General features: G+C 37.7%; 10 protein-coding genes and 1 pseudogene. 2 read left to right on the top strand and 9 right to left on the bottom strand.

Features of this window, described 5'->3' with window-relative positions; all coding sequences use genetic code 11:
• Window positions 1-505: 505 nt before the first annotated feature.
• The 6 genes from DWZ47_RS02100 to DWZ47_RS02075 form a co-directional block, all read right to left on the bottom strand.
• Window positions 506-1,429: a glycoside hydrolase family 43 protein gene (locus tag DWZ47_RS02100; RefSeq protein ID WP_182281598.1), complete on the bottom strand. Its 924-nt coding sequence runs from the start codon at window positions 1,427-1,429 to the stop codon at window positions 506-508.
• A gap of 536 nt (window positions 1,430-1,965) precedes the next feature.
• Window positions 1,966-2,967 carry a DUF4973 domain-containing protein gene (locus DWZ47_RS02095; RefSeq protein WP_055234537.1) on the bottom strand — a complete coding sequence of 334 codons (1,002 nt, stop codon included), beginning with the start codon at window positions 2,965-2,967 and terminating at the stop codon, window positions 1,966-1,968.
• 20 nt (window positions 2,968-2,987) lie between these two features.
• The gene (locus tag DWZ47_RS02090; RefSeq protein ID WP_117512244.1) at window positions 2,988-5,072 is read right to left on the bottom strand and encodes a RagB/SusD family nutrient uptake outer membrane protein; all 2,085 of its coding nucleotides are present in this window, start codon (window positions 5,070-5,072) and stop codon (window positions 2,988-2,990) included.
• Window positions 5,073-5,082: 10 nt separating this feature from the next.
• Window positions 5,083-8,229: a SusC/RagA family TonB-linked outer membrane protein gene (locus tag DWZ47_RS02085; protein ID WP_055234405.1), complete on the bottom strand. Its 3,147-nt coding sequence runs from the start codon at window positions 8,227-8,229 to the stop codon at window positions 5,083-5,085.
• A gap of 22 nt (window positions 8,230-8,251) precedes the next feature.
• Complete coding sequence (locus DWZ47_RS02080) at window positions 8,252-9,634, bottom strand: IPT/TIG domain-containing protein (RefSeq protein WP_055234407.1); 1,383 nt, start codon at window positions 9,632-9,634, stop codon at window positions 8,252-8,254.
• A gap of 39 nt (window positions 9,635-9,673) precedes the next feature.
• Entirely contained in the window at window positions 9,674-11,569 is a 1,896-nt protein-coding gene (locus tag DWZ47_RS02075; protein ID WP_055234409.1) for a family 43 glycosylhydrolase, read from the bottom strand.
• Window positions 11,570-12,647: 1,078 nt separating this feature from the next.
• Between DWZ47_RS02075 and DWZ47_RS02065 the strand changes: the two genes are divergently transcribed.
• Complete coding sequence (locus DWZ47_RS02065) at window positions 12,648-15,356, top strand: MGH1-like glycoside hydrolase domain-containing protein (protein WP_233524990.1); 2,709 nt, start codon at window positions 12,648-12,650, stop codon at window positions 15,354-15,356.
• Between the two features lie 264 nt (window positions 15,357-15,620).
• Window positions 15,621-15,741, top strand: a pseudogene (locus DWZ47_RS30865) (IS982 family transposase); the annotation flags it as partial.
• Window positions 15,742-15,743: 2 nt separating this feature from the next.
• On the opposite strand, the gene DWZ47_RS02055 reads toward DWZ47_RS30865, so the two are convergent.
• Genes DWZ47_RS02055 through DWZ47_RS02045 form a run of 3 tightly spaced genes read right to left on the bottom strand, consistent with a single transcriptional unit; the run spans window position 15,744 to window position 21,692 of the window.
• Window positions 15,744-16,868: a glycoside hydrolase family 105 protein gene (locus DWZ47_RS02055; protein WP_117512242.1), complete on the bottom strand. Its 1,125-nt coding sequence runs from the start codon at window positions 16,866-16,868 to the stop codon at window positions 15,744-15,746.
• A gap of 48 nt (window positions 16,869-16,916) precedes the next feature.
• Window positions 16,917-18,713: a hypothetical protein gene (locus tag DWZ47_RS02050; protein WP_074704426.1), complete on the bottom strand. Its 1,797-nt coding sequence runs from the start codon at window positions 18,711-18,713 to the stop codon at window positions 16,917-16,919.
• A gap of 24 nt (window positions 18,714-18,737) precedes the next feature.
• Window positions 18,738-21,692, bottom strand: coding sequence for a glycosyl hydrolase 115 family protein (locus tag DWZ47_RS02045; protein WP_117512186.1), 2,955 nt, complete (start codon window positions 21,690-21,692; stop codon window positions 18,738-18,740).
• Window positions 21,693-21,814: the final 122 nt, after the last annotated feature.

The following is a 21,814-nucleotide window of genomic DNA, read 5'->3' as shown; positions in this document are numbered from 1 at the left end:
GGCTAATGCCAACAACTTCTTTTCCGCTTTTCCAAATGTCTGACGAACTCTATTGTCGAGTTCTGTCCATTTTACATTGTCATTCGACCCATAAAGAGACCAAGCAGCAGGTGAATTTCCTTCTTTATCTCCAGTTGCCATAATCGAATAATAGCGTACTATAACCGGTTCTTTTCCTTCCCATATTATAGAAACAGTATTATTAGGAGTATAAAAAGAAGTTGCCCAGTCTCCATCAACCAACTTACTAATATCTTTTCCTTCAGGAGAGTCATCATATTCAGGAGAAATGCTCCCTTCTGTCGGCATATTATAATTATCAGCCTTCAACAGATGTACATATGTATATCTTTCTTTTTCATCATTTTCCGTATTTTCCTGAGAAGATGATACAGGTTCTTCATCCTCACTGGAGCAATTATAGAGAAGGCTACCTAATGCCAATATCCCAATGCCTAACAACAAATTAAATCGAATATTCTTCATCGCATTCCTTATTTATCAGTTACTTTATTCTTACCGGTTCAATAGTCCTTCCAGTAATACTGATCACTCCTTCATCGGAAATATTAAAATTACTGATGTAAGAAGTACGTGGACCTACACTCGTTTCACTTGCATGAGCATGAAAGATATATTTATAACTTCCGTCTGCACAAATGAACGGCGCCCCATGTCCTGTACCCACTAGCCCCACAGACTTAGCAGCCTCCTTATCTCTTCGAAGAATCGGATTTCCACTATATTTTTTCCATGGGCCTTTAGGCGAAGTAGACGTAGCATATCCTACTGCATAATCTTTACTTTCATAATGATTTGCTGAATAAATTAAATAATAGGTATCCCCTCTTTTCAACACAGAAGGACCTTCAGCAACCTTTGCCTGTTTTTTCTCCCATGAATCAGTAACACTGATACATTTAGTCAACGTTTCTTTTTTTATGCTGGTTAGGTCGTCATTCATCTCTGCTACCCAAATCACATTACCATCAGTGAAGCGTACATAATAAAGATAAGGTGTCCCATCATCATCTATAAAAAACGAGGTATCAATTCCTTTCTCATTGGGTACAATAGGCTTCTTCTCTCTCTGAACAAACGGTCCTTCCGGACTGATAGAAGTAGCTACACAAATATGTTCGTCTACCGAATAAAACATATAAAACAGATTCTTTGATTTTACATAGTACACCTCCGGTGCCCAATACCATCTTGTACCCCAAGAGTTTTCGGGAGACAAAGCCTTTGTTTCATTTCGTCTCCAATGTTTCAAATCTTCAGAGATATATACCTCGAAACCATTAACACGAGTACCATAGGCATAATATTTACCTTCATAGTATAATACATAAGGATCAGCAATAGGTAATTTATCCTCCACTATAATATCCGGGTCAATCGTATCCTCTTTGGCAGGAGTAGCCGAGATCGTTACTTTCTCAGAACGTTTTCCATAATTGTCAATAGCTACTAACCCTATCTGATAAGTTCCATACTCCAAAAATGTCAATGTATACACAGATTTATGCTCTCCAAATACTCGTTTATTTACAGTATGCACCTCATCATCATCTTCTTTCTGGTAAGATATTTCTACAATCGCAATTTCTGGAGGGTTTACCCACATAAGCTGTAGTTCATTTCTTTTATTAGTTTCCAATGCCATCACATCAGAAACAGGCTTTATAACATACTTCGTTTTATCATCCTCACTTTTATCAGAATTATCATCAAATAACGAATCTTCACCTCCACTACAACCCATCCCTACCATTACATTTATTACTAAACAAAATAAGGAAAACAGACTAGATCTCTTCTCTACATTCATATTTTTCTTTATATTTATAACGTTACAAATAATATGTACTACAAAGAAGAAGGCAACGGACAAATAATAGCGCATATTATTTGATTCCGATTACCTTCATCTATATAATCAGTTAAATAAAAATCATTATGCTTTTACCATTGTATTTGCTGATCCTCATCTGGTATTAAAGTATTCAACTTACGCTCCATAGAAAGCGTACCCACAACATGATATTGAATTTTCTGTCCTGGAACAGTTGTATAATCATCAAAAGTATATTCCAAATTTAGTGTTATAAATATCTTTTTCAAATATGGTTTCAAATCATCCATACTCTCTGATATTGAATAACTCTGTATCCCTATAGGGGTAAAATTATTATTCTCAGAATTATCAGATGAAATAATCAATTTCTTATTCTGAAGGTCTACTATTTCATCTGTGAACTTAATCTTAACTTTATACAACTTACGATCTAAATAATCAATATCTCGCACACCAGCGTAAATAAATATTTCATCCTCTGTTACCACAAATGCTCGAGTTGTTGATATAGTTAAAGCATTACTCGTATCGTCGCCTAAATATATCTTATACTGGCTAGCATCATATGTCCCAGAATAATCATTAAACGGCAATAACCTTAGCATAGCTCTTCGATAAAATTTACGAGGATTTGCTTGATAATCATAAGACGAGTCATCTAAGATCTGCAATGGTAACACCCATTTATCTGCCTGATCCAAGGTTTCATCCAATTTAAATTCTACTGGAAATATTGTCACGCACTCTCCAACAGGCATTTCTACAGTTTCTGGCATACTGTAATATTTATCAGGCAATTGTTGAAAATACAATTCCTGACGATGTCCATATTGCTCCTTATTCAACCTGGCTAATGTATCTGGATCCAAACCTACATGAATAGTTCGAGCCTTTTCATTCATCGTAGATCCGCTCATGATAACCGGCACACTATATTTTACCACTCCGCCGGGCTTAAAACGTACATATGCTGTAGTCACTCCTTGGGCATTTACATTCGCTTTGAAAGAAGCCATCTGCAAATATTGTTCATCTTCCCACTCTTTATTGCAGGCAGTACAGCAAATTACTACTACCAAACCTAAAAACAAATAATATATGTTCTTCATTTTATTATACATTTAAATAATTATTCTGGATCTGTCCAACCTGGATTCTGCACCAAATTAGCATTACGCTTCATTTCAGCGTGACTAATCGGGCAAAGCCACATTTTCTCCGCAAAAATAGTTGGTAATGAGGTACACATCACTGGAGTATGAAAATTATCCTTCATATCCTTCGTTGCCAACATATTACACCCATATACTGGAGTAGTCTCCTCCAACGGAGCATCCATCCATCGACGCAAATCCCAATAACGATGTCCTTCTGCAAAAAACTCAATTTGCCACTCACGTTTCAATTTCATACGTAATTTAACTGGATCACTATAGACTTCTTCTGAATAATCTGGTAATCCTGCGCGAATACGAATCGGACGAACGCCTTTTTTCATTTCTGATATATTACGACTAACAACATGAATCTTGCTATCATCCCATGAAGGGATCTCATAGTTAGTACCTGAAGACAATTCATTTAATGCTTCTGCATAAATCAGCAACGTTTCTCCATACCGCAAAGCTATATCTACCTTCCTCTCTATACGTTCAACATCATAAGAATTTTTTTGTGTATAGCTAATATCATTCGGATGCACATATTTTTTTATTCCTATACCAGTTTTAAGCCAATAAGAAGAATTTGTATAGCCATTATTCTCCCCTCTATAATAAAACACCTGTATATTCTCTGTTTCATTATGGTTATCATCATTCAACGCCCTCAATAAATGCCATGTACTTCCATTATAAGCAACTGAGGCATAAAAACGCGGTTCACGCTGTACATACTGTTTAGATACTCCAACCCCTAATAAGCCTAATTCCGGATAGGTTGAAAGTTCGTTTTCATCAACATAGCCTTCCGCTCTTTGTCTCGAATCACAACGCCCTATATAGCCATCAACCCCCCTATACATATCATTCATACCTGGACAATCTTTGCCATCATTCATGTAATAAGCATCACACTGTTTTTGAGTCATACCATGAGATCCATATCCTCCGGCTCCATTTCTCGGCAACTGGTGAACAACCATCACACGCAAGTCTTCTCCTCCGACATTAGTACCTCTTGTAAATATTAGTTCTTCATTCTGACTCGCTATAAGAGTCCCATCAAACAATTCACGATAAGACTGAAAAGGGTCAATATCCTTCCAACCATTAGGCCAAGATTGCTCTGAGAATTCACTATTATATGGTGGAACAATAGTAGCAGGATAAGCTATGTCACCTGCAGCTTTGAAACGCGCTACATGTATGCTATACACATTCAACTCCATCACATCTTTAGCCGCCGCTGCCGCTCTTGCCCATTTCGACTCGTCATAAGATTCCGGTAGCAGATGCTTCCCATCTTTATTAACCAACGCCGAAGAGACATACTCTGGTGCTTTTCCATTAAACAATGGACTCGCAGCATATAAAAACATTTTGGCACGTAAAGCTAATGCAGCCCCTCTTGTAGGACGAGCTATTTCTTGCACTGGACGTTGAAGTGGCAAAACCGCAGCTGCTTTCAACAATTCATTATTAATATATTCCACACACTCATCATATGAATTTCTCGGATAAGCCAATTCATCATAGCTCAACGTATAATCCACTGCCTCATCTGGAAGTAGAGGAATTGGACCAAAAGCACGAAGTAGTAACCAATAATAATAAGCGCGTAGAAAATGTGCTTGTCCCTTAAAATCTGCAATTTCCTCTGATGTGAATTCTTTATTCATATCAATATTATTCAAGAATATAGAAGTATCATAAATGCCTTTATAAGCATTCTCCCATATAGTTTCACTAGAATTATTCACACCTATCTCATTATAATTACCACTTTTCCATTCTTTATAACCGCCGTCCCCATAATACATATCGTCGGCAAAATTAAAAGGAACAGTCCTTTTGCTACTTACGTCTTGTAGAGCATTAGTAGACAACCATGAATATGATTTTGCCAACCAATAATTCGTATAATCTTTATTGGTGAATACATCTTCTATATTCAATCGTTCCTCAAACAAATAATCTGAATCCAAATAATCAGAACATCCTGCCATAGTAATCATCCCCATGACAAAAGACAAAATCATTAATATCTTTTTCATATACATTTTTTTATAGATTAACAGAGACACCCAACGAGATCGTTTTACTCAACGGATATTTTTTTCCATTCGAACTGCCCATCTCTGGATCCCAAAGACTAAATTTAGAGAAAGTAAGTAAATTAGTACCGATAAAAAAGAAACGAACCTGATTCATGTGCATTTTCCGAACAATTGCTTTTGGCAATGAGTATCCAATATCTAACGTCTTCAAACGAAGATATGCACCATTTCGAAGCCAAAATGTAGATGCACGATTATTGTTACTATTATTACCATAAGTCAAGCGAGGATACTCAGCATTTGGATCTTCGTTCTCTCCCAAAACCCAACGATTACTCTCTGCCATCTCTTTCATGATATTTCCCCAGCCATCGCCACCTTGAAACATATAAACAGTACTTCCATCAATAAAATAGGTAGATTTACCTACTCCTTGAAAATGAACATTTAAGTCTAGTCCCTTCCATCTGACTGACATTCCAAAGCCATAAGTAAAATTAGGTCGTTTCGTTGCTCCAATAGCCACTTTATCATTATCGTCTATCTTACCATCTCCATTGATGTCTTTGTATTTAATATCACCAGGCATTACCTCTCCGAACTGAGTCGGCCAATTACGAATTTCTTCGTAATCCTTAAACAATCCTAATGCCACTAATCCCATTGCCTGACCTACACGATGTCCAGCTTGCTTCTTATACCAATAAACAGTATTCTCTTCATCACGCTCGACAATCTCATTTTTACCATAAGTCATATTTGCGCGAATAGTAAAGTCTACATTATTAATTTTATGACGTAACTTGATATTACCGTCAAATCCGTGCGCTTTTACCTCACCAACATTTGCATAAACATTCTGCTTTTCTTTTTTATAATTCTCTGCCGACAATCCTACCGTCCACGGTAAATGCCTGCGTTCTAAATAAATACCTGTTCTTTTCTCATTATAATAATCAATAGAACCTGATATTTTATCTTCAAAAAATGAAAAATCAATACCTAAATCTTGTTTGGTTGAAATCTCCCATGAGACATCTGGAGTTGCCATAGATAAATAACCTATACCGCCATAATATCTATCATAACCAATATCTGCAAATTGATACCCTCCCACAGGAGTTTTTTTACCATCGACCAAATTACCATCCTTATCACGATTATATAAAAAATCCATCTTATATAAATAAGGGAAACGAACCCTATTATTCGCGCTATTTCTCAAATCATCATTACCAGTTTTACCCCATGAATAACGAATCTTAAACATATCCATCCACTTCACATTTTCCATAAAAGGCTCTTCTGCAAGATTCCATGCACCAGAAAGAGCAGGAAAGAAACCAAAACGATAATCTTTATGAAAATTCTCGGAACCAGTATACCCAAAATTAAAATCAATAAAATAACGATATTTCCAGTTATAATGAAAACGACCAGCAATACCTTGATTACGACGTTGAATTCCATTTTCTAATGTAGAACCAATACCTTGGGTTTGAACCTTTGCAGACTGTGTATATTTCAATACGCCTCCCACATGATGATCTTTAAATCCACGATTATAATGCAACTCCCATTCAAAAAATTCCTTTCTTTCACCAGAAGAACCCGAAGATTGTTTCATTTTTTGTTCTTTCGCCATTTCTGTGAATTTTAATTCTCCAGTAGCTGTATCACGATATTTATCGGCTTTATACACAGCAGGCCATTTTACCCTATTAATCCAATTCGAGTTATCAGTATCATAACCAAATCGGCCTATAAACTTAAGTCCTTTTGTAATAAAATCCAATTTTTGTTCCAAAGTCACATTCGTCTGGATATTATTCTTCCAACTTTCTCTATATCCTGTCATGGTCGCTTGTACCCACGGATTAAGATTATCCTCCTTACCACTCCAAGATGAGACGTAGCCATTTGAATATACAATCGGCATCATAATAGAATTATATCCCATCAATGTAGTCCAAATAGCGTCCGTTCCTACGCCAGGATCATTCTGTTTCCTAAGCGAACCGGAAATCCCCACTTTCAATAATGTAGATTTAGTAATATCAATATCTACATTCATACGATATGTATATTTACGGAAATTAGCATTTGTATTATACTCCTTCAAGCTCTTATCAGTTTTATACATACCTTGTTGATCATAATAACTTCCACCAACATAATAACGTGCAGTTTTCCCACCACCTGTCATATTCAAAGAAACACGAGAACTCCATGCCCCCTTACGTAACATTGTATCCATCCAATCCACATTCGGATATACATCATTATCCAATCCTAGACGAAAAATTTCCAATTCTTCATTTTGAAAAAGAGGCTCCTGATTACGAGCAATCTTTGCCTCATTTGCCATAGAAGCATATGTGTATCCATCTACAAATTCTGGTAGTTTTGTCACCATATTATAAAAACCTTCCGCCTTGGCATTGATATTAATCTTTCCTTCTTTACCACGCCTTGTATTAATCAAGACAACTCCATTAGCTCCTTTTGACCCATATATAGCCGTAGCTGATGCATCCTTCAAAACTGTAAACGACTCTACATCCTCTACGTTTATTTCATTTAAATCACGTTCAAAGCCATCCACTAAAACCAATGCTGCACTATTAGCTCCAAAAGTAGATATACTACGCACCCAAAACTCTGATACAGATCCCGGACGTCCATCAGTCTGCATTGCCTGTATGCCAGGAACCACACCTGCTAATGCATCTGCCATAGAAGCACTAGGAGAATATTTCAATTCCTCAACATCGACATTCGTAATTGCACCAGTTACAGCTATTTTCTTTTGTGTTCCAATACCAGTTACAACAACTTCATCAATAATACTTGCATCTGCCTCTTTCATAACAACATTTACCGTTCGTTGTTCCTTTACCAGCACTTCCACTTTATCATATCCGATATATGAAAATACGAGTTTATGATAAGCTGGCATTTTAACAGAAAATCTGCCATTAATGTCTGTGATAGCGCCAAGTCCAGGCATTTCTGCAATAGACACATTCACACCAATCATAGGTTCCTTATTAGTGTCAGTCACTACTCCTTTCACTACAATATTATTTTCCTGCGCCAATGCTTTAACAGACAAAGCCAGTAACATCATACATATTAATAAAATATTTCTCATTGTATATGTGTGTTTATCATTATTATTCTTCTAAAGCAATTTTACGAATTCGATGATTGTCTGAATCTCCAACTAAAAGACAACCCCTTTTTTCATCCCATACAATACTTGCAGGATAATTAAAACGAGCCTCTTTGCGCAAATCTCCATCATTGAATCCTTTATCAGCATTTCCATTCGGTCTACCTGCATACATTGTCACTCGTCCATATGGATCCATAACACGAACACAATGATTTTGCTTATCTACAAAATAAAAATCATACTCATCTTCTCGTCCAATATACTTCTCGTTTTTCACAAAGCATCCTTGTTGAGGCTGTTTTAAACGTACAGCATTTCCTACACCGTCTACACAGCCTTCCGTTTGATATTTTCCACATGCCAAATAAGGAGTTTTAAATGTTTCTTTATTCCAATCGTAATCAGCGCGATAAATAACATGCTTATTCCTTAATATAATATACATATAATTTCCTGTAGGATGAATAACTAAATAGATATCCAAAGAGCCATAAGGCAATTGGATTTCATCCATCTTATATGATCCATCTTTAGGATTATATCTCCCGATCCAACCCTTATCATACCTAGAAGTATAAATTTCCCCGTTCACAGGATGGGGAATTGCCGCTCTGCATCCACGAGCATCTAAAGCCTTTACTTGTGTTGTGAAATTAGACTCAGGAGAAAAGAAAAACAAACCTTTTTGACCATCTTTAGTTCTATTTCTAACAACAATCAACTGCCCATCATTTGTAAAACTCAAAATGTTACAATCACCGCTAGCTTCACCTGTAAACTTGATAGTTCCTAATGTTTCTTCTGCGAAATTCACCACACGATGCGTCTTAGCCCCACCACAAACATACAACATGTCTTTATTATTGGGATCAAAAACCATCCACTCCATCTTTTCCAATCCTCCACAATTTCCCCATGGACCATCCAGAATATCAAACTTTGTGTTATTTTCATAAGTTTCACCCACAAGAGTTGTAACCATCACTCTCTTAATATATGAGAATCGTTCTTCAGCCTCTCCATAAGCTATTTCCTCTCCATTTTCGTCAAGAAGTGCTATTTCGATATCACCATCATAAGCTTTAGGAGGGACAAAACAATATAAACTATTATTATTTACACCTATCACCTTAGCTATTTGCCCTCCAATAGTAACCTTCATTCTATCTGGATTATTTCCAAAATTATCACCATATAAAACTAAACGACTCCCCATGCCTCCTTCTTTTGGGGTAAAATCAGAAATAACTACAGGTTTACTTGGATCAAAAGGTTGTTCTCCTCCTTCATCATCATCTTTGCAACTGACGAAGCAGAAACCAACCAATGCCAGTAATCCCCACAAAAAATGCCAAACATGATTCTTTGTTTTCATTTTCATAATACATTGATTTTAAATGTTAATAAGTATATCTTGATTTCATTTATTAGAATTAAATACCGGAATCAATCCGGAATTAGAAGGAATATAGTTCTTTATGTATGGCCAACCGTCATTGGTCCACAATACGCGATCCAGCATTCCCAAACGTCCACCGACACCACCCTTGGCATCTTTCATATAACTATGATAAATCATCCAGTCTGTACCTTCATCATCCTGTATAATAATAGAATTATGTCCAGGGCCGATCCACTTCTGTCCATCCCCTTCTAACACAAGTTCCCAGCTATTATCAAGCATGCTTTTTCCTTTCTTATCCACATAGGGACCCAATAAATCTTGAGAACGACCGACCACTACTTTATAACTGCTATTAACACCATTACAACAATTACCAATAGAAGCAAATAAGTAATAATAGCCATTCTTTTTATAGATATTAGTTCCCTCAAATAAATTACCACAAATTTGTTTCTTCAGCACAGGTTTGCCTTTTGCATCCCGTTTGACGGAAAGACCGTCATCCGTAAGTTCTGTGACATAAATTCCCTTGAAACTTCCAAAAAACATATATTTCTTTCCATTTTCCTCATAGTAGAACTGGTCAATCGCATTAGACCCGAACTCTTCATTAGTAATCAACGCTTTACTATTCGGGAAAGGACCTAAAGGAGAATCAGAAACAGCTACAGCCGTATAGCTAACATCCGCCCCATTCATTTTAGCCCATGAAAAGTAAAGAACATACTTCCCATTAATATATTGCATCTCGGGAGCCCAAAAAGCACCTCCACCAGATAAGGACGGCTTAGTAGCTTGCGTAAAAGCCGTTTTTTGATATTCCCAATTTACTAAGTCTTTCGAACGATAAATCGGCATCCAGTATGTACTAGTTTGAGTAGCATATAAGTAAAAATGCCCGTCATTTGCACGAACCACAGTGGGATCCGGTACACTTTTATCTGATATAATCGGATTAGTATATGTACGACCTACTTTAAGATAACATATTCCTTCACGGCAAATAATTCCATTATTAGAACATTCTCCAAGTTGTAATGGTAATAGGTAATTTACTACCGCCATTCCATCACGTTTAATTGTAATCTTTCCACTAGCCTTAGTCTCTCCACCCTTAAAAGATATACCCTCTCCTAAGTCGTAGTTACTTCCAGACAAGAGTTGATAAGAGGCTTTATAAGCCTTGTTATATTCTGCAACCAATTCTTCCGCATTGGATGGTACAATAAATTGGCATGTAAAATCCCATGGATTGGCTGTCGGTATTCCATTTACCTTATAATCGAGCGTTACATCGATATCCACCGGTATCAAATCTTTATTCATACTAATTTCTTTGGCAGAAGTAGCAAAACCAACTGTGGGATAATCAAAAGAAAGGCTTAGAAGTATTTCGTCTTGTCTATCTCTCACTCGAATTTCATTGCTGGTAAGTTTTAAAGCGATAAGATATTCGATCCCCTTTTTTCTAGATTCAGCAAACACTTTAGATGGATTAAACTTAACCTCTACATCCACAATAGAAATTCCTTCTTCAAAAGATACTTCTGTAGAAGTTAAAGAATACAACGATGAGGGCAAAAGCGTATAAGATGTTTTCTCCTTATTATTATAAGCCTTCAATTCATCTTCATTCCAAGTATTTAGCTGGGCTTTAACTCTTTGATTAGTTTTATTTCCTATCATTTTGACTTGAAAAGGAAACACGAAATTCTCTTCTAAACAAGAAACCTTGATTACATTCAAACCACTCGGTTGTAATTTCAGATAATGATTCGTCGTATTTCCCAGATCCTCTGTCGGAGTATTGTTATCAGATCCACACGATAGGAGGAAGAGCATTACCGTCAATATATACATATAAGGACGTGCACTCACAGCGATACTTTTTTCAATTAATTTGTTATTCATTACATGAGATTTAAGTGGACTCAATAAAAGCCCTGATATTACATGTGATTCAATTAAAAGCGTGTTATCCTTCGAACAGTCTTTTCAACTTCTTAATAAAAACCCTTATACTCTTTACCTTAATTTATCTTACTTTATTATGTGCTCACATTAAAATAGCACATATAAATTCTTATTTCACCAACAAAAGTAGAGATTCTATTGTAATTTAGGTAACACAAATAGGTCAATAAATGGAAAATTAGTTCCAAAGTCATTCGAACCATTCAATAAGAAACGATACAAGACCATTTATTTTCATTATGGGCAATATGTGTCCTTTATTCAATATTCTGTTTGCTTATATCGAACTCACGTTATTTACTACCACGCATATTAATAGGACCAGTCAACCATATAACCTGTATAGTTCCATTGAATTAGCCCAAATAAACCTCAATAATAAATAACACTATATATTACGATTTTTCGTCATTTTTGTACAGCCAACATAATTTCTCTACTAGCAAAATCTTAATTGAGGGTAACCGTACTCAAAGTTTAGTTCATTTCCGGTACGGTTATGAGCTAAATGTGTAGCTACAAGGATTAATCTAACACAATATTATTTTTAGTACTTCTTCTTGAAACTATTATTTTCTTTGTTCCCTGACAAATTTGCGTTCCACTTAAGTCGAACGATAGTTCCACTTAAGTGGTTCTGTCGTTCGACTTAAGTGGAACGCAAACTGGAGTGCATGTCTAATTATTATTTATAATAGACAGGAAACTAAATACTGTATTGCAATAGATTATCTTTTACTAACTATTGGAAACTATCGTTTAATTCATTTCCGTACCGAAAAGAATTAAACTTTTGCTGTAGTTGCCCTCAATCAGAATCTTTTTAATGGAGATATCAGTCAACCATTTATGCCGGCTGTACAAAAAGTGACGAAGAACCAATATGAATATTTTGTTTTCTTTATTGAACAATTTTTTTCTTCCTAAATCTTCAAAAGCCATACCTTTGCTACATCAACCAATTTATATTCTAAATATGAAAACTAAGCAATCTTTAATGACGTTCCTAATGACTATGTTCGGGATAATATCTGCATTAGGACAGCAAACAATCCCTCCATCATGTTTTACCGATAGTCATGACATCACTTCATTGCATCCTTGGGGACCTTATTCTAAACGATATGCCGGAATCTCGCATATACCTGATATGAAATCCGGCATGCGTTTCGATTTCTCCGTTATGCCGGGATATTACCGCAACCGACAATTGATTCCTCATGTGCTTTTCGAATCATCTTATTACCCGTGGGATATCAATCCCTCTATGAACTGCATTACATACCGTTATGAAATGGAATGGAAAGATCGCGTATTTGCCGATGTCACCTATTATATATTAGATGAACATCGAACTTTGGTAGGCATGCATTGCGTCAATAATACTACTACGAACCAAAATCTTGTCCTCAATTTGATAGCATATATCGACTATGAAAAAGAACAACCTCAGTTCAAAATCCCTGAAGATTCAAATATACAATGGTATAACGCAACCGACTATATATCAAATGAACCGGTACGCAAATCTCCGCAATATAATCTGGTATACGACGGGCGGAAAAGAAACGAAATGCGGACCTCGCAATCACTCAGCGGTTTTGTCCTAGGAAAAGGTTTCGGAAAAGATAAAGGAGACAAAGTTATCTATGAAGTGGATATCCTGCCCGGAAAAGAAAAAGGAATGATAGGATTCAGATACAATACCCCCAAAGGAAACACAAGTACTTTCCAAGTAACAGGATTAACAGAGAGTCGTTTGGAATTACTAGGCACCGGAAAATATAACATAGCCTCAATCCCTTATGCTTGCAAAGAACCGGGGAAATATATACTAGAGTTAAGTTCAGAGGGGACTTACAGCACTGATTTAGATGGATTCTTTATTGGAAATGAAGAAGATATAAAGCAAATGAAGCTACTACCCAGAAAACTTTCTTTTATCCCCGAAATTCGGTCGAGGAAAACAAAACAAGATTTTATCTTAAAATATCCGGAATGTGATAACTATTATGGGATAGCATGGAATTACCAAGAAACTCAGATTCGGGAAGTTCTGGATGACAATCTGGAATCTTTCTTTCGTAAAAAGACTCACGATCATGTTTCGTCAAGGCTTATAGGAAATAGGGAATGGCATTATTCCAATGCTTTCTTACGCCCGATTGTCCTAGCGCCCCATTCGGAACAAACCATATACGCCTTGGTCTGCACCGGAACTTCCAAACAAGTCAATGAACAAATTGAGAAGTTTCATTCCACACCGGAAGCTTTTATTTCATCCATCCCTAAAGATTCGAATAATCTCGGGAAGAGAATATTATCAAATGGTAAGAAGTACGAATTCGGACATCGCCTATTGCAATCAGCGTTATTATCCAATATTGTTTATCCTGTTCATACACAAGGACAATATATCCGACATTTTACGCCCGGCAAGAATTGGAATAGTCTTTATACATGGGATTCCGGTTTCATAGCTCTGGGGCTAATAGATATAGATATTACTAAGGCTTTTGAGTGTATCAGGGCTTATACCACTCCTGTTGGCAGTGAATCTGCATTTATTCATCATGGCACTCCATTGCCTATACAACTGTATGCCTATTATGATTTATGGAATAATACCCAATCTAAAGAAGCATTGCAATTTCTATATCCAAGATTGAAACAATTCTTTGATTTTATGGTAGGTAAGAATCCTTATTCTACAACCCGTATGAAAGGCTCCGGCCTACTACGAACCTGGGATTATTTCTACAACTCAGGAGGATGGGATGACTATCCGCCTCAACATGCCCTACGTGACAAAGCTTCTGTTACTCCGGTAGTGACTTCGGCTTATTATATCCGGGCTGCGAAAATTTTACGTTTAGCTGCAAAAGAATTAGGGTTTAAAAAAGACGTAAAAGAGTATGAACATATCATCAAGCAGTTGTCAGAATCCTTACAAGCCCACTCATGGGATGAGGAAACTGGTTATTTTGGATATGTAATGCACGACAACAACGGTAAACCTAAAGGAATCTATCGATATAAAGATGGTTCCAACTTTAATAAAGGACTAGACGGAGTAAGCCCGCTTATCGCAAATATCTCCTCCCAAGAGCAAACAGACAGAATGATAAACCATATATTTTCTCCGAATGAGATGTGGACAGACGTAGGAATTTCTACAGTAGACCGATCGGCTCCTTACTATCGTACAGATGGGTATTGGAACGGAGCTGTTTGGTTTCCTCACCAATGGATGGTATGGAAAGCTTTGCTGGATCTTGGAGAAGGAGAAAAAGCCCACCAAATAGCAATTACAGCATTAAATACATGGGAGAAAGAATGTAAGGAGAGTTATTACACCTTCGAACACTTTATAATCTCCTCACAACGTGGGGCAGGATGGCATCAATTCTCCGGACTATCTTCCCCCATACTTAACTGGTTTAATGCATACTACCGAATAGGGAAAGTATCTACCGGCTTCGAAGTATGGATTTCTAACAGCCATTTCAATAATGATTATACGGAGTATCAGGCAGAAATTGCTTTCGATGATTCAACAGCTCCTCACCAGCGAACAATTCTTGTATGTATGAATCCGGAGAAAGATTATCAAATTACCTTGAATGGGAAAACGGTAAAAAGTAAAATATATCATGAAGGATTACTGGAAATAACATTACCTAATACAAATAAAGGAGGAAGACTTACAATAGTATCAATTTAACGGAATCATAAAAATATGCTCTTTCTCCGAAAAAAGTAATATCCTTGGGTACATAAATTAATTCGTTCGGATATAGACAAACTTGCGTCCGGCTATTAAACAAGTTTTTGGAAGATGAAACAATCCGAAAGTATAGAGGAGAAAAACCATTGATACTTAAAGAAGTAGCTTATTTGTTTAACGCACTTTCAAGTGATGATGACGGAGTCAAAAAGAGCAAGAAGGATATACCTAATGATGGAATATCCTTCTTGGTTCATACTCAATAGAACCTTTAACAACTTCATTGCAAATTCTTTCAGCTATTGCGGCATACTGCTTTTTTGAGAAGAAGCCCGCCATTGAGGTAAATTTTGTCAATGACGGACAACTGTCTATTTTCTAATTTTATTTCGAACTCACGTTATTTAATAATGCATAAGCACACCATATTATCGGTGCCTGTCCATGATAATCACCGGCGATGCGGGGACGATCCATATAATATTGTTTACTGTTCTTCTTTCCGGTTCCAACACAAACCTCAGTAAGATCATTCTTGTCATTAATATAATTACATAAGCCAAGCCATGCACGGCGTGCCACTGGAGCATATTCCTCTTTATTCAACCAGCCGTTATTGACCCCCACAATCATGGCATAAGCAAACATTGCCGAACCAGATGTCTCTGTCCAAAAGTCAGGTTCGGTAATCAGCTGATTCCAAAGACCATCTTTATTGACGTATTTTTTCAGATTATCCATCATCAACAAGTAACCTTTCATGATACGTGCACGATTAGGATCTTTCTCCGGTAAGTTATAAAGCAGCTCCGTCATACCGACAGCCATCCAACCATCACCACGTCCCCAATAATAAGGTACATCCGGTGCATGATAGAAAAGACCGTTGGGATGTTGCAATTCATCCAAATACAGAACCATTTCTTTGGCAGCTCTATTGATATACTTAGGATCACCAGTAGCTTTATAAGCCTCAGATTGCACAATAGTAATCATATACATATCATCAATCCAAAGACGAGTTTGCCAAGAGTATCCCTTTTTATCCCATTTACGTTCCTCTTCGTTTGCATTGGCAGGAAGCTGCCATTGAGTATCAGCATAGGGCAGTCCTAGATCCAAATAACGCTTATCTTTCGTTATATTATAAAATCTTAGAGGCAGACAACCAAACATATTCTGGTCTACGTGTATGGGTGGAGGAAGGAGTTCCTTTTCCAGGTGGAACAATAGTTCGAAACGATTTCTCAACAGCTTGATCAATTCTTTATTATTTGTCAATTCTGCAAAACGAAGGGCTCCGTACCATGTACACACCTCTGCATAATGTATTCCTCTATCACCATACAATTGATGTTTGGTCTCCATTAAACGCTTACTAAGTTTATTTCCAACAGTCTTAGGATCTGCTTTTACAGGAAAATCTCCAAAATAATTTTGAGCGGAAACCACATTCGAGCTCAAAAAAACGGCCATCCATAAAGCATAAATCAAATAATTCTTTTTCATAATCATAGTGTTTTATATAATTAATTATCCAATAATAAATTCTCCGAATCATAACCCAGTCACCGGTATCCAACGTGCCGTGCTTGTAGATGTTACATCACAAATAGCATCTACCGAATTGCGCTTTGTAACGGAAAAATTGACAAGTATTTGCCCGGAAGTTATAGTTAATTTAGAACGTGGGATAGCAACTTCAGCAATATATCCATAATTATCGATACGCCTCTCGTTTGTTTCATCACAGACATAAGTTTTGACCTGGGCATCCAATTGCGCTTCTTTCCATGCTGAATCATATATTTCACAATTCTTCAGTCCATTCATTGTTACTTGTATGCAACAAGCCCCTTTGGACAGTTTATTATTACCCACAGGAGATATGTATAAGGAAGTGTAATCAGAAGCTAGCAAGTTTCGATCAAGTACTTCTAACAGAAAATAAATATTATCATCATCATACGAACAACGTAGCGTTCCTTGCGCTTGTGACTTACCGCCCACAAAAAGTGCATGATCTGTATTTGCCCACTCTTTATTGTTACCATCTACCGTAACCTCTCTTTTCACGGCATCAATGCGATGATTAAGTACGAACTGTGCCATCTGAACCGGTCCTTCTTTCACTTTAACATTAGTTCCAACCAATGTATGTGAATCAATCATACAAAGTGAACCCCAATAACCACCTGAAAAAGGTTGATAAGCACTACCAAAATTACGAGCAGTGGCATCTCCTATTTTAAGAGTATATTTGCTTGACGATTCATACGAAAGGACGGTTTCTCCCGAAGGGAACTGTCCCAAATATGGTCCCATACCGGAGAAAACACAATTATTACTATCGGCAGGCCCTTCCTGATCGGCAGCCAAATATTCCCATTCGTCTTTATCTGAATAACAAAGCGAAATATGATATCCTGAATTATTGGTTTCTACAGCTGCAGCTAATCCTTTATTATCATTGAGTCTCACAACAGAAGGCATCTGATGATTATAGCCGACAATTCCATTTTTCTCCCATCTCATTCGCAATACATAATAAGGAGAAGAGCTAAAGTCGGGGCTCCATGTCTTTCCTCCATCAGCAGAAACAACCATTGCCGTACCTGTATCTGTGTCATGTCCTTCCAAACCAGTACGACTGCTATCTGTAAAGTAACAGTGTAGTTCACCTGTAGGCAACTCCAACAAGAAAGGTTCCCAATTAACTCCCTGATATATCTTGACAGGTTCACTCCAGGTGACACCATTATCCGTACTGCGCCTTAATTCAATTCCTGCATCTTCCGGTAAATCGCGATAACCGGAATTAGCCCTGCAAGATGCAACCGCTAATATATCTCCATTAGAAAGCACCAGTCCATCACAATTAGCGTAGCAGTGTATATTCTTATTGCCTTTGCTATCGATAATATCATAACTGTTAAATATCTCTCCTTTCTTTGTCCACGTTCTCAGATCCTTACTGAGCGCATAAACACAACGCCGACCAATATTACTGTTAGCACTGCCATTGTGATAGAACAGAATATAGTCGCCATTTTTCATTTTTTTTATACGAGGATAACGGGGATAAGAATCCTCCATAGTCACAAGCGTCCGATAATTCATCATCAGCGATGAACGTTTCGTAACATCTGCATGGGAATTTATAATAGAAGTCCCCTGATTCAATTCCCCTATAGGTGTGATGCTACAGACCACAGGCTCTTGGGTTTCATCATCCTTTGGTTTCTCCGTATTCCCGTTATCGGCAGGTAAATTCTCATCATTCTCCCCACCGCCTTCACACGCCATAAATGAAATAGCGATGGAGACAAATAACATAAAAAAAGTGTGTTTCATAGCTCTACTATATTATTCAGCTTACTATTTCGCCTGTCTTGTCGGCTGTGGTCCTAAATAAGAACGCTTCATACCTCCGAAATCCAAAACAATCTTTTGCAGGACAGTTCCGGCATCGCCACATATAATTTTCACTGTGTGTTTACCCGGTTTATCGATATGCAAAGTGGTCTTGTTTATTCTACAGTTCTTCAACACACTTTCGTACCAGATTTGTGCATACTCAAAAGAAGAAGTGGAAGGATTCATTACAGGACCTTCGTCAATACATACTCCATATTTCGTTTCTACATTCGTCGCTTCATGTCCGGCATATCCACGATCCTTACTTAAAGTAAATGTAGGCAGTACATACGTATAAACATCAACCGAACCTTGTTCGAATGTATAGAAATCATATTCCAGGCGAGGTGTGCTGCGACCTGCAGTCCGCTGTGGAGCGGCTGTCGGATCACCTAGCTGAATAGCTGTATTTTCTATTCCTAAATTAGGAATCGTTCTCATTTGAATAGCTTTGTTCTCTACTTTCCGGTGGAAACCGGCAGCATCAATGGAAACATATCCGTTATGTTCTACAAATAAAGTATCCATTTCCGCTAATGAAGGAGAGGAAGGATTGAAGACAGAAATATAGACATTCTCCTTCTCACCACGTTCAGATGCGATTTCCAATGTTCCGAATACTTTCTCACCAGCCGGTACCTTAGCCCAGTCGATTGAGACTTCTATACGATTTTCTGTAGTAGTTTCTCCGGCTTTCTGACTTAACAGAATCCAGTTATCTGAAACTGATGCTTTCCATTTCAAAGGAGTCGCTCCTTTATTGAAAACGTCTACGTAATATGATTGACGGAAATATGTGTTGAAAGATGGCAGTGAATGGAAGCTTTTCTGCCCCTTCAAAATATCCTCTCCTTCAGCCAATATGCCCAAAGAGGCTGTAGGTGCCAGATTTACCTTCCGCAGAGCCGGGAGTTCAAAGTAGGCTGCGGCAAATCCCTGTTTCATGGTCATTACATGATCCCATTTACCTCCAAGTAATGAGTTATATCCTTTTGTGATTACTTCCAGACTGTCATAACAAGCTTTAGTCATTTTCTCCAATTCTGCAGTAGTTGCCCTTTGCTGAATAGAGTACCAACGATTTCTCTGTCCGTTGAGAATCATACGATTCAACAGTTCACATCCTTTGACCGGATAATATAATGATTGATAATAACATGCCTTCTTATCTTCCGGCAGAGCTTTCAGAATTTTCTCTGCCATATTCCCTATCCGACGATATTCAGCCAGACGAGTATCCACTTCACGATAATTGGCAAGTGAAAAATCAGTATCTGTATTCCGTTCTCTTCCGTGTTTGTCGGTAGCCCACTGGTAACCCCATCCCATAAACTCCGGTTTACGTGCAAAGGCCAGTTTATAGAAAGAGTTTATTACATCCTGATATTCATTGCGATAATCGTTGCCTAACATGCCACACAACCATTCGGTACGATAATTTGCCGCTCTTTCAAAGTTGAATGAATCAATATCAAAAGCCATCGTCAAGAAGTAATCAACAGCAAATTCACATGATTTGATGTCTCCGGCATTGAGCAGCCAGATACGGTCGGCCGTCAAGTCGTATGCTTTACGTAGTTCTTCATACATTAATGTGGGTGAAGTTGTGTTCATCCAAAGATGATCGTGAGGTTTACCCAGATAAGAAGAATGATAATATACTCCCGAACGTCCGGAACGTTTCTGCTCTTTCGGACTACTCAAACGTTTCATATATCCATAATTATCATCCGGCCAGATAATAGTCACATCATCCGGAAGTTCCAATCCCTGATCGTATACATCGAGCACTTCTTTATAAGGAGTAAAGGCTTGAGGAATATCTTCAGCACGCTTGCCGATTGCATCCATCAACATTTGCCTTTGTGCCATCAAAGCTTCCTGAAGCATTTCCTTTCTATCGCTCATATTATTGCTTGCATTCATTGCCCGGTCGTGCAACCCACGCAAAGCCAAAGTATATACATTTTCAAATGGAGCACATTCATCTACACGTAATTTCAACACTTTGTTGACTCCATCCTTATTATTGATATAGTCCCATTCACCCATTTTATCACGCTTCCACTCACTTGCCGTATTAAACAATAACGGTTCACAATGGGAGGACCCCATGACAATAGCAAAGCTATCCGCTACCAGGCGATTTTCAGGAATACGGTGGAATGCCATAGATGCATCGTGCATAGCCGGACAAAGATAATTAGCCTGAAGACGCAACAGCAGTTCACACACTTTTGCATACGTTCTCGGTCCGAAGTTTCCACGTTCTTTCTCAAAATTGCGTTTCGACCAACGATAAAGCCCCCAGTCTTCATCGTTGATAAAGACACCTCTGAACTTGACAGACGGTGTTTTAGAAATGAACTTATCAACTTTTACACTAACTTGTTTTTGCTGTTTGATTGGAGCATCTGCCCACCAATACCAGGGAGATACTCCTATTGCCTTTGATATGGAAAGAAGTCCGTAAGCAGTACCACGTCTGTCACTTCCGGCTACGACAATTGCTTTCTTAATGCCCGGAACGGGATTGTTGACCACCTCTATCATATAGCGTTCCCAACTTCCGGCAATGGCAGCTGTATCTATTTTATTTCTCGATGCCAAAGCATCAATCCATCCGCTTTCTCCTATAGTACCGGCAATAATCGCATACCGCGCAGATACTTTTCCGGGCTTGCTTTCATCCATTTTCAACTCTTGTCCCGTCACACGATGAACATCATCCACAAAAAGAGAAGCACTCTTACGTACTACAGTTGCATCTTTTCCATCAAAGCAGATAACCGCATTCGCTGATGAAGAAACAATAGGAAAGCTATTCTTTCCTGCTCCTTTGTCGAGTAAAACTTGTGCATTTGCCGAAATCAGGCTACAACAAAATAAACCCAGCAATAAAATTTTATTTTTCATATACACATTAGATTGACTATTGATAACGCAAAGTTAGGCAAAAAGCAACAAAACGAATAAAAGAAACCGACCTATAAATAGCAGAATATGTTCAAAAAGCAACCACCGCAACTCGAGATTCA

This window comes from Bacteroides sp. AF32-8BH (assembly GCF_003435205.1).
In the GTDB taxonomy this organism is placed as follows: domain Bacteria; phylum Bacteroidota; class Bacteroidia; order Bacteroidales; family Bacteroidaceae; genus Bacteroides; species Bacteroides ovatus.
The sequence above is the reverse complement of the archived record's forward strand: the minus strand, read 5'-3'. Positions and strand labels throughout refer to the sequence as shown.